The organism is Vibrio sp. T9, assembly GCF_003123985.1.
In the GTDB taxonomy this organism is placed as follows: Bacteria; Pseudomonadota; Gammaproteobacteria; order Enterobacterales; family Vibrionaceae; genus Vibrio; species Vibrio diabolicus.
Genome location: NZ_NIGY01000001.1, coordinates 317,569 through 331,375, shown reverse-complemented (window position 1 = coordinate 331,375; position 13,807 = coordinate 317,569). Strand labels below are relative to the sequence as shown.

At 44.9% G+C, this 13,807-nt stretch carries 13 protein-coding genes; 8 read left to right on the top strand and 5 right to left on the bottom strand.

What is annotated here, in order from left to right; all coding sequences use genetic code 11:
• Nucleotides 1-165: 165 nt before the first annotated feature.
• The 4 genes from CBX98_RS01470 to CBX98_RS01455 all read right to left on the bottom strand — a co-directional run bounded on the left by CBX98_RS01470 (nt 166) and on the right by CBX98_RS01455 (nt 4,343).
• A complete protein-coding gene (locus CBX98_RS01470; RefSeq protein WP_109168427.1) occupies nt 166-930 on the bottom strand; it encodes a transcriptional regulator in 765 nt (254 codons plus the stop codon).
• Between the two features lie 30 nt (nt 931-960).
• Nucleotides 961-1,635: a GntR family transcriptional regulator gene (locus CBX98_RS01465; protein ID WP_005377862.1), complete on the bottom strand. Its 675-nt coding sequence runs from the start codon at nt 1,633-1,635 to the stop codon at nt 961-963.
• 152 nt (nt 1,636-1,787) lie between these two features.
• The gene (locus CBX98_RS01460; protein WP_109168426.1) at nt 1,788-3,320 is read right to left on the bottom strand and encodes an aldehyde dehydrogenase (NADP(+)); all 1,533 of its coding nucleotides are present in this window, start codon (nt 3,318-3,320) and stop codon (nt 1,788-1,790) included.
• 21 nt (nt 3,321-3,341) lie between these two features.
• Nucleotides 3,342-4,343, bottom strand: a complete 1,002-nt coding sequence (locus CBX98_RS01455; protein WP_005389764.1) for a 4-hydroxyproline epimerase — start codon at nt 4,341-4,343, stop codon at nt 3,342-3,344.
• Between the two features lie 109 nt (nt 4,344-4,452).
• On the opposite strand from CBX98_RS01455, the gene CBX98_RS01450 reads away from it, so the two are divergent.
• The 7 genes from CBX98_RS01450 (at nt 4,453) to CBX98_RS01420 (ending at nt 12,262) form a co-directional block, all read left to right on the top strand.
• Nucleotides 4,453-5,709 (top strand): FAD-dependent oxidoreductase, encoded by a 1,257-nt coding sequence (locus CBX98_RS01450; RefSeq protein WP_109168425.1) that lies wholly within the window; start codon nt 4,453-4,455, stop codon nt 5,707-5,709.
• Nucleotides 5,710-5,832: 123 nt separating this feature from the next.
• Nucleotides 5,833-6,906 carry an ABC transporter substrate-binding protein gene (locus tag CBX98_RS01445; protein ID WP_109168424.1) on the top strand — a complete coding sequence of 358 codons (1,074 nt, stop codon included), beginning with the start codon at nt 5,833-5,835 and terminating at the stop codon, nt 6,904-6,906.
• Between the two features lie 87 nt (nt 6,907-6,993).
• Nucleotides 6,994-7,968, top strand: a complete 975-nt coding sequence (locus CBX98_RS01440) for an ornithine cyclodeaminase family protein (RefSeq protein ID WP_109168423.1) — start codon at nt 6,994-6,996, stop codon at nt 7,966-7,968.
• Between the two features lie 56 nt (nt 7,969-8,024).
• On the top strand, nt 8,025-8,939 hold the full coding sequence (locus CBX98_RS01435) for a dihydrodipicolinate synthase family protein (protein WP_047008681.1): 915 nt from the start codon (nt 8,025-8,027) through the stop codon (nt 8,937-8,939).
• Nucleotides 8,940-9,012: 73 nt separating this feature from the next.
• A complete protein-coding gene (locus CBX98_RS01430; protein WP_048626301.1) occupies nt 9,013-10,134 on the top strand; it encodes an ABC transporter ATP-binding protein in 1,122 nt (373 codons plus the stop codon).
• Nucleotides 10,131-11,411 (top strand): ABC transporter permease, encoded by a 1,281-nt coding sequence (locus CBX98_RS01425; protein WP_109168422.1) that lies wholly within the window; start codon nt 10,131-10,133, stop codon nt 11,409-11,411. The genes CBX98_RS01430 and CBX98_RS01425 overlap by 4 nt, the downstream gene beginning before the upstream one ends.
• Before the next feature lie 2 nt (nt 11,412-11,413).
• The gene (locus CBX98_RS01420) at nt 11,414-12,262 is read left to right on the top strand and encodes an ABC transporter permease (RefSeq protein WP_109168421.1); all 849 of its coding nucleotides are present in this window, start codon (nt 11,414-11,416) and stop codon (nt 12,260-12,262) included.
• A gap of 120 nt (nt 12,263-12,382) precedes the next feature.
• Here CBX98_RS01420 and CBX98_RS01415 read toward each other — a convergent pair whose 3' ends face one another.
• Nucleotides 12,383-12,817 carry a hypothetical protein gene (locus CBX98_RS01415; RefSeq protein WP_172605909.1) on the bottom strand — a complete coding sequence of 145 codons (435 nt, stop codon included), beginning with the start codon at nt 12,815-12,817 and terminating at the stop codon, nt 12,383-12,385.
• A gap of 445 nt (nt 12,818-13,262) precedes the next feature.
• Between CBX98_RS01415 and CBX98_RS01410 the strand changes: the two genes are divergently transcribed.
• Nucleotides 13,263-13,796: a hypothetical protein gene (locus CBX98_RS01410; protein ID WP_012841894.1), complete on the top strand. Its 534-nt coding sequence runs from the start codon at nt 13,263-13,265 to the stop codon at nt 13,794-13,796.
• The last annotated feature ends 11 nt before the right edge of the window (nt 13,797-13,807 follow it).

Genomic DNA, 13,807 nt, shown 5'->3' with positions numbered 1-13,807 from the left:
TAATAATAAGGAAAAAACAAAGATGAAATGGAGGGTTCTCTTAGTCGACTAATTGTTGTTTGCTAAATAGAAAGTAAGTTTCGGGACGGGAAACTCTACTTATTAGAGATTTGGTAGGAATAAATGATGCGTTCTAGGTTTGGGGTAAATTTTTAATCTGATGTTTTAATTTATTTTAGTCAAATGGGCGACGTGCTTTAACAGGCTTCCATCAATATCCGGCAAGTCATCTGCGAAAAATATCTGAGCGCCAGGAGTGCAGCGCATTAATATATTTGTTAGTTCACCTTCGTTGTTGGAAGTGTTAACTGCGTTAAGTTTCGCTAATTTATTACAAAGCTCGTCCTCTATTTGCACTTTTTGCTCTTCGGTGAGCCTAATGCGACCCACACACACACCTGGGTTGATGTTATGAGAAAGCGACTCTTGTTGAAATCGCTCTTTGAATAAGGTGTCCAATGCGGTACCTTCTTCCATAATAAATCGACGACCAGAACGGTAAAACAAGCCGTCTCCGAAGTTTTCGACATATCCTAGAATTTCCGCGATACGCAAATAGAATCGTAAGCTTGTATCAGAAAGTCCGTAAGTATGGGCTATCTCTTGCGGTTTAATATCACGAGAAGTCAGCATATAAATAAAATCAAGTAAATAAGGATGCTCAACGAAAAGGGCACTCTCTTCATCTGTTAGCATTTGCTCGTTTTGGTGCTGAAGCTCGTTGGCTAAGGTTGCGAGTTCGATGAGATCGGTATTCAGGTAGTTCAGATAAACAAGTACTTTATCCAAACCTAAAGCAGGATTATGTAGGTGGCGTTTAATACTAGATAAAGGGATGCCACTTTTCTCTGACAAGGAATTATAGCAAAGCCCTTCTTCTTTAATCTTTTGTCGTAGCGCTGCGAGTAAAAACTTTGGTCCAACATTCATCCTTGAATATCACCTTATTCGTTATTCCGTTTACTGGCTGATATTTTGCCTTTCAAGCAGCAGGTTTCGAATCGCTGTGCCTGCTTCTAGAATGTGTTTTTTCAGCAGGTACTTGGCGCCTTCTATATCGCGATTCTGGCACATTTCAAACAAGCTTAAGTGCTCTTCTTCTGCCTTTTTAATGCCTGTTGTAAACAATAGCTGCATGCGTATGTATCGGTCACACTTTGTGTTCAGGTTGTAAATGACGTCCATAGTTTCAGGCATGTTAGCTGGCGCATATAGGGCTTTATGGAATTCGTAGTTGTAGTTGCTCCATTCTTCTACTTCGTCGCCACTGTTCACTACAGACTCGAAACGTTCGCGAACTTCTCGCGCGCGTTCAAGGTCAGCGTCCGTCATGTTCTGAATCGCACGCTCTAAAATGTGGCACTCCACGACAGCGCGCAGTTCAAATAGCTCATTGATTTTCTCTGGAGATAGCTCGGTGACCGTCGCACCTTTGTGAGGTTCAAAGCTAACGAGTCCTTGTGCTTCCAATTGAACTAACGCTTCACGCACAGGAATTCGGCTAACATTAAACTCTTTTGCTAACGCATCTTGACGTAAAGGTTGACCAGTTTTTAACTCGCCCTTCAAGATCTGAGTTCGAATTGCTTCCTCAACGAGCTGAGTGCGCGTTTTAAAAACAGGTTTCTGTGACATTGAAGTCTCCCGTGAAATTAATATTGTATCCAATCCATTTTACTTTAGTAGTTTATTGTTTTTCTGGCACAAACCAACTAGGAAAGAAGGTTTTGAGAAGTAGAGTGAAATAAAAGGCATCAGTTGATGCCTTTTTGAGCCATTTGGTGATCTTATTGGGAGACTCTGCCATCTATGGCGCGTTGAATACCCAGTGGGTTCGACGCTTTTAATGAATCCGGCAATAAAGATTCTGGCAAAGCTTGATAAGCTACGGGACGCAACCAACGATGAATAGCCTCCGCTCCGACAGATGTTGAGGCAGAATTGGTTGAAGCAGGATATGGTCCACCATGAACCATAGCGTAACCAACCTCGACGCCAGTTGGCCAACCGTTGAATACAAGGCGTCCGGCGATTTCTTCCAAACTTGGAAGCAGTTGCTTCGCTTGTTCTTCGTCTTCAGCGGTGGCGTGAAGGGTTGCGGTGAGGGAACCTGCCAGCGAATCACTCAGTTTCAACATGTCTTCGAAATCTTCACAGGTTACGATTAACGATTGAGGGCCGAATATTTCTTCCTCCCATTGCGGGTTTTTACGCCAGTTTTTACTGTCCGTCACGAACAGTGCTGGTGAAACATTGGTCGCTTCTGCTTGTTCAGAACGAGTGACGTTAATGCCTGTTTCGGAAGTTCGCTTATCCACTTCGGATTCATATGTTTCTCGGATTCCTTGCGTTAGCAAAGTGGCCGTTGATTGTTGTCGAATTAACCCTTGAGCGGTTTCGATAAAGGCTTGCGTTTCTGGGCTATTCAAGACAAATACAACGCCTGGTTTTGTACAAAATTGTCCACAGCCCAAAGTCATAGAAGCCACAAACTCTTCAGCCAATGATGCGTTTGCTCGTATGGCTGAAGGGAGAATAAATGTTGGGTTAATCGCCCCTAGTTCGCCATAGAAGGGGATTGGCTCTGGTCTTTGCTGAGCTAGGTTAAACAGCGCACGGCCACCACCGACTGAGCCTGTAAAACCAACCCCTTTAATTTTTGGATGGGTAACGAGTGCTTGGCCAAGTGCGCGTTTGTTGCCTTGCAATAGCGTGAAGATGGCTTGCGGTAAGCACTCTTTCTCAAGTGCAGCCTCAATACACTCAGCAACAAGTTGACTGGTGCCAGGGTGGGCGGTATGGCCTTTTACAATCACAGGACAGCCAGCTGCCAGTGCCGACGCAGTATCACCACCTGCAGTAGAAAATGCGAGCGGAAAATTAGACGCACCAAACACGGCGACAGGGCCAATTGCGATTTGCTGACGACGAATATCTGGTTTCGGCAGTGGTTGACGGTCTGGGTTTGGCGTATCGAAAATTGCTTGATGGTGATTACCCGAGCTCACAACCTCGGCAAATAGTCGTAATTGGTTGGCGGTACGTCCTATTTCACCGCTTAAACGTGCTTCGGGAAGGGCAGTTTCTAAATGAGCACGAGCAACGATTTCTTCACTCTTCTTTTCCAATTCAGAGGCGATAGAGCAAAGTAAGCTCGCTCGCTTTGCATTGCTTAGTTGGCGAAACTCACGCGCAACGCTTTGGGCGGCTGAGGCTGCTTGATTAACTTCTTGCTCCCCATGCACCGGAAACTCTGTGGGTAGAGGCTCACCAGTAAAGGCGTTGACTGCGTAAAAAGTGGTTGGTTCTTGTGGGTTCATCATTCTTCCTTACTATCCTTATTACTTTACTTCAAATCCGTACGCATATGGGTCTTCATCGTCTACCCATATCGTGTTGTGACCGTATACTTGTGCCCATCCTTCAATACTTGGCAAAATAGCGGCTTTGCCATTCACTTCGGTAATGCCTTCTATACGTCCTTGAAATAGGCTGCCGATGATACTTTCGTGAACAAAGTCTTCCCCTTGATTGAGTTTGCCTCTTGCATGCCATTGCGCCATACGTGCACTTGTTCCCGTACCACATGGCGAACGATCCAACGCTTTGTCGCCGTAAAACACAGCATTTCGAGCGGTGGCGTTTTCTTGAGTGGGCTCTCCGGTCCATAGCACATGAGAAACACCGCATACTGTTGGATCTTCTGGATGTACGCACTCAACCGCTCGAGATACCGCTTCGCGAACTTTTGGAGAAAGCATCAAAATTTCATCTGGAGAGTAGTGTTCAAGTCCGGCGTAGTTTTCTTGAGGGTCGACGATTACGTAATAGTTTCCGCCATAAGCAACATCGACAGTGAGCTCACCTAAGCCCTCTATGTCCACGGTTACGTCTTGGTGGGCAAGGTAAGCCGGTACGTTAAATATCTTTACCGACGTGACCTTGTCACCTTTTGTTTGGTAGTGCACTTCGATTTGTCCTGCTGGGACATCAAGTATCAAACGACCTTCTTTTTTGGGAGTGATAAGGCGATTCTCGATAGCGGTAGTGACGGTTCCGATGGTGCCGTGGCCACACATTGGTAAGCAGCCACTGGTTTCAATAAACAGAATTGAAGCGTCTGCGTTATCGCTGCAAGGAGGCAAGACAACTGACCCCGACATCATTGAGTGTCCGCGAGGCTCAAACATGAGTGCCTGACGAATCCAATCATAATGCTCAAGAAAGTATTGGCGCTTTTCGCTCATGGTATTGCCTTCGAGTGGAGGCACACCGCCTGCTACCAGCCTAACTGGGTTGCCGCAGGTGTGGGCATCAATACAGAAAAAAGTTCCTTGTCTCATTTTTCGCTCCTTGCTGAAAAAATGGTTGAATTAAACAATAGTGATGTTAACGTAATGTAAAATATATTGTATACAATCTACGTTTTCAAGTGTGACTCGGAGCATATTTATGTTGGTCAAGGATGAAACCAAAAAGGAAAAGATCGCCGTGATAGGTGCGGGGATTATTGGCTTATCAATTGGATTGAAGTTGCAGCAGCAAGGTTATCAAGTCACGATTTTTGATCCCAATGGCGTGGGGAATGGATGCTCTAAAGGAAATGCAGGTCATATCGCGACTGAGCAAATCTTCCCTCTTGCAACGCCAGCGCTGCTTCCACAATTACCTAAAATGCTGCTAGATCCCAAAAGTCCGGTTTCGATCCGTTGGCAAGATATTCCAAACACAATCGGGTGGATGATTTGTTTTCTATTACAAACAAAGCCATCAGCCGCGGAGCGGGCAAAAAACGCGATTAAGAGTCTTAACGAGCGGTCAGTGGCAAGTTGGCGTGGCGTGCTTGATTCAATCGGAAAAGCGCATCTAATAAAAATGAATGGTTCATTGCTCACTTTTGAAAACGAGAAACTGTTTCAGAATTATCAAAGCACGCTTAACTCACTGGCTAAAAACGGTGTGACGCATCAAGTTTGGACACAAGAGGAGATTCGAGAACGGATACCTGATCTCAGCCATAAGGTTCGTGTCGGCGTCTTTTTTCCCGATACAGGTCATACGCTAGACCCTTATCAGCTCTGTGTTGAGCTAAGTGAAGCTTTTGAAGTTCTTGGCGGTAAGGTTTTACAAAAAGGTGTATCTGCGTTGGCGAAAAATGGCGAGGTGCTGGTTGAGTCTCAAACGTATTCATTTGACCGAATCATTGTTGCCGCTGGTGTACATTCTAAGCCTTTGATACGGCAGCTAACCGGAGTCAAAGTGCCTATTCAAGCCGAGCGAGGTTATCACCTAATGGTGGACGACAAGCATGATGTACTGCCATTTCCTATTAGCTCTGCCGATAGAAAATTCATCATGACTCCGATGTCAGGTGGGCTACGCTTGGCAGGCACTGTTGAGTATGCCGATGTAGAATCACCACCTAATATGAAACGTTCAGAAATGCTTTTTCAGTTAGGTGATGAGATGTTTGAATCGGAGTTAAATCCACTCAAGCAAGGAGAAAAGTGGATGGGTAATCGGCCTTCAACAGTCGACTCGTTACCGGTTATTGATAGCATTTGGGATGGAAATGTATTACTGGCATTTGGCCACCAACACCTTGGATTAACTCAAGCGGCGATTACGGCAGATCTCCTTTTAGAGCTTATCGAAGGAAAGCCGACATCGATTGATCTTTCACCTTTTTCATTACAACGATTTGCCTGAAAAATTTAATATTAAATATTGTATAAAATATATCAAATGCTAATGTTAACTTAATTTTAACAAAGCTGGTATCCAACAGCCGTACTCGGATGCCTCCAGAAAAACAACCAAAAGGAGTAAAACATGTCACGAATGACCAAAGCACCATTGGCGCTGTTGATTTCAGGAATGCTGTTGGGGACCTCTGCTTATGCTAAAGACAAATTGACGGTCGTATCTTGGGGTGGTGCATTCACCAAGAGCCAAGTGGAGGCATATCACAAGCCTTTCATTAAAAAAACAGGTGTAGAGATCGTATCCGAGGATTTCAGCGGCGGATTAGCCGAAATTAAAGCGCAGGTGGAAGCGAACAACGTGCGCTGGGATTTGGTTTCTCTCGACAAGCCGGACATTGTTCGTGGTTGTGCAGAAGGGCTATTAGAACCAGTGAGCCCAAGTATTTTGCCTCCGGGCGCAGATGGAACACCAGCACAAGAGGATTTCATTGATGGTGCGATTCACGAATGCGCAATCAATACCATCGTTGTGTCCACAGTATTAGCGGTGAACGAAGACGCGTTTAAAGGTAAGGCTTTGCCTAGCAAGTTGACCGATCTTTTTGACCTAAAAACTTTTCCAGGTCGACGTGCATTGCAAAAACAACCTCAGGGCAATCTTGAGTGGGCACTATTGGCTGATGGTGTAAAGCCAGAAGAGGTCTACAGCCTGCTCGAAACCGAAGCGGGGCGTGAGCGTGCTTTTGCTAAGTTGGATACGATCAAATCAGAAGTACTGTGGTGGACAACTGGTGCCCAGCCACCTCAAATGCTTGCTGACAAAGAAGTGGTGATCGCCTCGGCGTTTAACGGCCGAATTCACAATGCCCGTAAAGATGAAGGTCAACCATTTCGGATTATATGGGACCGTCAAATGGGTTACATGAATGGATGGGCGATACCTAAAGGGAGTGAGAACACAAAGCTTGCATTGGACTTCATCGCTTTTTCTTCAGGAACAAAACCATTAGCTGATCAAGCTAAGTACGTTGCCTATGGGCCTACGCGTAAGTCGTCTTCGGCGGAGGTGAACCCAGACATTTTAGCGAACCTTCCTACCGCACCTCAAAACTTCCAAACCGCCTTCCTGATTAACGATGAATGGTGGTCAGACTACGCGGATGAACTAAATGAAGAGTTCAATACCTGGCTGCTTAACTAGGCGTTAATTTGTGTGTGGGGCCGAGTTTTCATCCATAAGCGAGGTTCCGTACTTTTCCTCAACTGTATTTATGTTTTCGGAGAAATGATGAAAGTCATCGAAGCACAGCAAGTCGCGCAATGTTTAACAATGAAGTCTCTTATTGAAACGATGCGTGAAATGTACTCGCGGCCAGCGACAATACCTCAACGCCGAGTCATACCCTTAGAAGAGGGAGAATACGAGGCGTTTGCGCTACTTCCAGCTTGGAACCAGGAGTTGATTGCGGTGAAAGCCTTTACGTATTTCCCGCATAACCCTGAGCAAGGCAAAGATACGCTTGCATCTAAGCTACTTGTTTTCAGACGAAATGATGGTGAGCCGGTCGCACTCGTAGACGGTAAAGTTTTAACGTTTTGGCGCACCGCCGCAGCTTCTGCACTGGCAGCGGACTATTTAGCGCGTCCTGATGCCGATCGTCTGTTGATCTGCGGAACGGGCAATCTTGCGCCTTATTTTGCGTGGGCATACGCTGCGGTTCGCCCACTTAAGCAGGTTTACATTTGGGGGCGCAACTCAGACAAAGCCGAGGCGACGGTAGATGCCATTGTGTCATCTTCAGAGTATCAGTCGCTTCCTGATGAGCGTCGGTTTCGCGTTTCAGTTGTAGAAAATGTGGACCACGTTATCAAACACGTTGACATCATCAGCTGTATTACCGCATCAGCAGAGCCTTTGTTTGATGGCGCAGACGTGCAGCCGGGCACCCATATTGATTTGGTCGGTAATCATGACTTGGACAAGCGTGAATGCGACTCTAAAGCAGTGCAACGAGCGCAGGTGTATGTCGATAGCCGCATTAATGTATTAGCCGAAGCGGGCGATCTTCTCATTCCAATTCAAGAGGGCGTGTTCACGTCAGACGATATCAAAGGGGAATTACCGCAGCTTTGTGCCCAACAAATCTCAGGACGTCAAAACGATGAGGTCATTACTTTATACAAATCAGTTGGCAGCGCTTTGGCTGATTTGGCCGCTGTAAAGGCGGTGTTGTTAGAAAATGGCATAGATAGCCATGCCTGAGCATTTTTGCTCGTTTATTTAAATTGCATACAATATACACATAAGGAAAGTAGTTCATGAAAATTGATTGGAAAGGTGTTTATCCGGCGGTCAGTACGCAATTTCGTCAAGATCAGTCAATCGACTTAGACGCAACGCAAACTGTTATAGACAACCAGATTAAAGATGGTGTGAATGGCATTATCTGCTTGGGTACTGTCGGTGAGAACTGCGCGTTGTACCCGGAGGAGAAACGCCAGGTCTTGCAAGCGGCAAAAGAAGTCGTAAATGGCCGTGTGCCTTTGATTGCTGGTACAGCAGAGTCTATTACCACAGCAGCTGTTGATTACATGCAGGATGCGTACAAAATTGGTATCGATGGTTGTATGGTGATGCCTGCCATGGTTTACCGCACGTCTGAGAGCGAAACGTTCGAATATTACCGCACGCTAGCAGAAGCAACGCCAGAAATGCCAATCATGATTTACAACAACCCGGTTGCTTATGGTGTCGATGTAAACCTCGATATCATGGCGCAACTGGCTGAGTTTGAAAGCATTGTAGCTATCAAAGAGTCGACCACTGATACTCGTCGTATCACCGAGCTTTACAATAAATTTGATGACCGCTTTACCGTGTTCAGTGGTGTTGATGACATCGCTCTTGAATCATTGATGCTAGGTGCGACTGGCTGGATTTCTGGTTTAACCAACGCATTCCCAGAAGAGTCCGTCGCGATTTATAAACTGGCAAGCCAAGGTCGTTATGCTGAAGCGTTAGAAATCTACCGTTGGTTCTTACCGCTGCTGCGTTTAGACACCATTCCTACGCTGGTTCAGTGCATTAAACTGGCCGAGCAAGTCTGCGGGCGTGGATCTGAACAAGTTCGTGCGCCACGCCAACTTTTACAAGGTGAAGAGCGTCAACAAGTCATTCAAATGGTTGAACATGCGTTAGAAACCCGCTTAGACCTATCCAAATACAATCTGTAATTGTGCTGTTTAGTAGAGCGTTAACTGACGCTCTACTCATTCGTAATATTCAAAAAATGAGAAGAGGGAAGTCATGAGCACGGAAAACAAGGACTATGTCAGCTTTCAACACGTTAAGAAAACCTACGATGGCACGAATTTGGTGGTGAAAGACTTCAACTTAGATATTGCTCCTGGAGAGTTCGTTACTATGTTGGGGCCGTCAGGATCGGGCAAGACCACTTGCTTAATGATGCTAGCGGGCTTTGAAACCGCGACCGGTGGAGACATTTATATCGATGGCGTTCCCGTTAATCATCTCGCGCCGCACAAGCGCGATATCGGTATGGTGTTTCAAAACTATGCGTTGTTTCCACATATGACCATTGCCGAGAATCTTGCGTTTCCTTTAAAGGTGCGAAAACTCGACAGTGACACGATTCAAAGCAAAGTTCAGAGTGTATTAGAAATGGTCGAGCTTGAGCATGTTGCGACTCGATACCCAAAGCAGTTATCAGGTGGTCAACAACAACGTGTTGCGCTAGCGCGAGCATTAGTGTTTGAGCCTAAACTCGTATTGATGGATGAACCGCTCGGCGCATTAGATAAGCAGTTGCGTGAGCAAATGCAGATGGAAATTAAACATTTGCATGAAAAGCTTGGCATCACCATTTTGTATGTGACGCACGATCAAGACGAAGCTCTCACTATGTCCGACCGTATTGCGGTTTTTAATCACGGCGAAGTGCAACAACTCGCGACACCAACCGAGCTTTATGAATCTCCGAGTAATACGTTTGTTGCGCAGTTTATTGGAGAAAACAACCAACTCTCAGGTTTAGTCAAAGAGTGGAACGGAAAGTATTGCCAAGTGCTCGTTGGGAAAGAGTTATTTACTGCGAAACCTGTCAGAGTCTCTGAGCAAGGGCAGAGGACAACACTTTCCATTCGACCAGAAAAGATTGTTATTCAACCAGAGAAAGCGTCTTGTGAGAACCAAGTCTCGGGTGTCTTACGAGAATTGATTTATCACGGTGATCATTATCGTCTGGTCGTCGAAGTAGAGAGCGTTGGTCACTTCATCGTTAAAGTACCTAACGATAATCGTAAACACTTGCAGTTAACGCCTGGCTCAATTTGTCGTATTGGTTGGCAAAGTGACGATTGCCATGCTCTTGATGGGACACAAACTCAAAGTAGCGAGGTAGCAGCATGAGTCGAGAGCTAACCGCATTAGATTCTGTATTGGAAATCGAACGTCAAGTTCATCAACAAGAAACCAATCTGAAAGCGCAGTTGCAAAAGGCGGAGCGCCGAAAAAAGCTTCGCTCCATTATGCTCACAACGCCATTGGTGTGTTTTATTCTGCTTACGTTTGCTTTTCCTATCCTCGACATGCTTTATCGAAGCGTGGATAACCGAGAAATATCCCAGTCACTGCCACAAACTATTCAAGCCTTGGAAAGTTGGGATTATCAAGGTCAGCCTCATCAAGAAGTCATTGAGGCATTCTCTGTTGAAGTACTTGCGCTTTATCAAAGCAAAGAGCTACCGAAAATAGCCAGCCGGATGAATATTGAAGAGTCTGGTATGCGCAGCTTATTGATGAAAACAGGTAGAAAGTTGTCTCGTTTGACGTCGCTGCCTAGCTCGGTGACACTGTTGGCCAAGCTTGATAAGCGATGGACTAATCCTAAATATTGGGCGGCGTTTAAGAATCTTAGTGGCGCATTAACATTCAGTCATTATCTTGCTGCGCTAGACTTGCAAGTGAATGAGTTTGGAGACATTGAGCCCCAACCAGAAAAACGCCAAATATACGTCGACCTTTTCTTTAAAACTTTTTGGATGTCTATTTCAATCACCTTAATTTGTTTGGTGATGGCGTACCCCGTTGCTTACCTGCTTGCCAATTTACGTGATAAGCGCGCGAACTTACTTTTAATCATTGTGCTGCTGCCATTTTGGACGTCATTATTAGTCAGAACCACGTCTTGGATTGTTCTGCTGCAAAACCAAGGGGTCATTAATGATCTCCTTATTTGGTCGGGTTTTACTTCCGAGCGAATTCAGATGATTCACAATACCTTCGGAACGGTGGTGTCTATGGTTCACATTCTGTTGCCGTTTATGATCCTGCCTCTGTATAGCGTAATGAAAGGAATTAGCCCAACTTATTTCCGTGCCGCTCGTTCTCTAGGCGCGACGCCTTTCATTGCGTTCATCAAAGTTTATATGCCGCTTACGTTACCGGGGATAGGTGCGGGGGCCTTGCTCACTTTCATTCTTTCTATTGGTTTCTACATTACGCCCGCTTTGGTTGGTGGAAGAAGCGGACAGATGATCTCCAATATGATTGCCTATCATATGCAGACATCACTGAACTGGGGGATGGCTGGCGCATTGGGTGGACTGCTTTTGTTCGTTGTACTGGTTCTGTTTTATATGTTCAACCGTGTGGTTGGCATGAATAATCTTAAGGTAGGAGGATAACCATGGCATTACCAAACTATGCATCAAAAGTAGAGAGAGTTGCTTACGCAGGTTACTTAGCTTTTTGTGGGGTGGTGCTGTTCTTTTTAATCGCTCCAATTCTGACCATCATCCCGTTATCGTTTAATGCAACGCCTTACTTTACTTTTACCGAGGGGATGTTAAACCTTGATTCGGCAGCGTATTCTACTCGCTGGTATCAAGAAATGTTTACTAGTGATCAGTGGCTGTTGGCGCTGAAAAACAGCACGTTTATTGCTTTTATGGCGACACTCGTTGCAACAGGGCTGGGAACTCTGGCGGCGTTGGGTTTAGCCAGTAGTAATTTGCCTTTTCGTAATACCATTATGGCGCTGTTGATCTCACCCATGATCGTACCAGTCATTATCTCTGCTGCTGCGATGTACTTTTTCTACACACGCCTTGGCTTATCACAAACTTATCTAGGCGTCATTTTGGCACACGCCGCGTTAGGTACGCCTTTTGTTGTCATTACCGTTACTGCGACCTTAAGCGGCTTTGATCATAGCCTGGTAAAAGCGGCGGCTAGCTTAGGAGCAAACCCTGTTTATACTTTCAGACACATTACCTTTCCGCTGATTCGTCCGGGGATGATTTCTGGCGGCTTGTTTGCCTTTGGCACCTCGTTCGACGAGGTTGTGGTGGCGTTATTCCTGACTGGGGCAGAACAAAAAACCGTTCCGAGGCAGATGTGGTCAGGAATTCGAGAGCAAATTAGTCCGACCATATTGGCGGTCGCTACGTTGTTGATTTTTATGTCGGTGTGTTTGCTCGTGACATTAGAAGTTTTACGTAGACGTAATGCACGCATTCGGGGCATTCAAGAATAACCAGACTTTTTCTTTGTTGGTCACTATGCACTTTTATTTAGGGGCACCTCAATTTTTGACCAAGTGCGCCTTATTGTAGGCGCTTTTCTTTTGTGTTTGTCGTCAGCGATGACTGACATATCATTCTTGTAGCTTAATGCCAGCTTGCTCGAAACGTGCCAAAGGCGACTTGTTCGATTGCTGATACCAACTAGCTGGCATGTTTGATTTAAGTTGCGCTTTTTCTTCCTTGCTAATCACAACATAGTGCAAAAACGTATTAAGTGTGGTTACCATCACGTCAAACGTCATTTCCCCATCTTTGCTGATGGTTTTCAATAACCCAACGACGGTTTCCTCAGAGACTAACGGTTCAACCACCGCCTTTTTTCGCTCTTTTATTGATGTTGAAGCGGGTAGGTTTGCACGTGCCGTCTCCCAGCAAACTTTGTTGGTTTTACTGACAAGGTTGTGCTTGTAGCAGTAGTAACTGAATAAAAAGCGTGGCAGGTTTTGCCAGCGTTCGGCTTGGACTTCTATCCAAAGGTGTTGTAGCTCAATATCAGCGTCGGTCATAAATATTATGGAAGATTACTAAAGTAGTGGCATTCTAACGTTTCATCAGTAACCCCGTCTATGATCAGCATAGTCCGATGTAGTATGTTGAAATTTTGGTTCTCAATGAAATAGTGGCTTTTCATTACTGTAAATAGTGAGTGTTTTGTCCAATCTCTGACATTGATATTTGACTTTGGTAGTAGAGTGTGAGCGTTTTTGTTTTTATAGTGTCAATTTTATACCGTTACATACTTGGGATTGCCTTTTCTAAAATAAATACTTTTATCAAAGTAACTGTGTGATTTTCATTCAAATAGTTGGTGGTTCTAAGTGATGAAAATTCTGTTTATTACGTTACAATCGAGATTAGGTAGTAATGTGTAGCGTGCTGACGAAAACCTCGCGTCTTCTATCTTGCTTTTTGTGTGCTACTTTTTAGTAAGTATCTTTTGGGTGGATTTTTATGTTTGGAGTTAAAAGAAATGCTGCTATATCTGGCTTGTATCAAGCAAGTGAGTTAAAAGCAAAGCTGTTCTCCAAGGAGTTGGAAATCTTAAGACTTAGGGCTGAGTCTGAGTTTAATAAAGTGCTCGATGAGTTACTAAGAATTAAAGATAACAATACCAGACTACGTGAAAGTGGACTTATTGATAAGCTCGAGCAAGAAAAGTCTAAGTGGAACAGCGGTCAGCTTAAAGATATCGAACAGCGCATAAGTAACGTTGAGCTCTTTATCAAGGATTGTGTTTTATATATCAGCAACATTGAAACCCAATTCGCTAAAGATAGCGACTCAGGGTATGGTGAATTGAGTTGCCGTGCTCTTGAAGATGAATTGGAAACACTGTCTTTTAGTAAGATCCTTAACGCATCAGCGCATGAGTACTTTTATAATTCTAAAGAGTATGAAATGTACCTTGAAAACACACCAAATACCGAATTTTTGCACGCGTTAAAAGAACAAATTACCGCACTCTTCGACCACAAAGCAGCCTAGAACCTACAGAG

Excerpts from the sequence above, each read along its gene's own strand:
- CBX98_RS01470 (WP_109168427.1), bottom strand. The coding sequence starts at position 930 with ATGAATGTTGGACCAAAGTTTTTACTCGCAGCGCTACGACAAAAGATT.
- CBX98_RS01465 (WP_005377862.1), bottom strand. The coding sequence starts at position 1,635 with ATGTCACAGAAACCTGTTTTTAAAACGCGCACTCAGCTCGTTGAGGAA.
- CBX98_RS01460 (WP_109168426.1), bottom strand. The coding sequence starts at position 3,320 with ATGAACCCACAAGAACCAACCACTTTTTACGCAGTCAACGCCTTTACT.
- CBX98_RS01455 (WP_005389764.1), bottom strand. The coding sequence starts at position 4,343 with ATGAGACAAGGAACTTTTTTCTGTATTGATGCCCACACCTGCGGCAAC.
- CBX98_RS01450 (WP_109168425.1), top strand. The coding sequence starts at position 4,453 with ATGTTGGTCAAGGATGAAACCAAAAAGGAAAAGATCGCCGTGATAGGT.
- CBX98_RS01445 (WP_109168424.1), top strand. The coding sequence starts at position 5,833 with ATGTCACGAATGACCAAAGCACCATTGGCGCTGTTGATTTCAGGAATG.
- CBX98_RS01440 (WP_109168423.1), top strand. The coding sequence starts at position 6,994 with ATGAAAGTCATCGAAGCACAGCAAGTCGCGCAATGTTTAACAATGAAG.
- CBX98_RS01435 (WP_047008681.1), top strand. The coding sequence starts at position 8,025 with ATGAAAATTGATTGGAAAGGTGTTTATCCGGCGGTCAGTACGCAATTT.
- CBX98_RS01430 (WP_048626301.1), top strand. The coding sequence starts at position 9,013 with ATGAGCACGGAAAACAAGGACTATGTCAGCTTTCAACACGTTAAGAAA.
- CBX98_RS01425 (WP_109168422.1), top strand. The coding sequence starts at position 10,131 with ATGAGTCGAGAGCTAACCGCATTAGATTCTGTATTGGAAATCGAACGT.
- CBX98_RS01420 (WP_109168421.1), top strand. The coding sequence starts at position 11,414 with ATGGCATTACCAAACTATGCATCAAAAGTAGAGAGAGTTGCTTACGCA.
- CBX98_RS01415 (WP_172605909.1), bottom strand. The coding sequence starts at position 12,817 with ATGACCGACGCTGATATTGAGCTACAACACCTTTGGATAGAAGTCCAA.
- CBX98_RS01410 (WP_012841894.1), top strand. The coding sequence starts at position 13,263 with ATGTTTGGAGTTAAAAGAAATGCTGCTATATCTGGCTTGTATCAAGCA.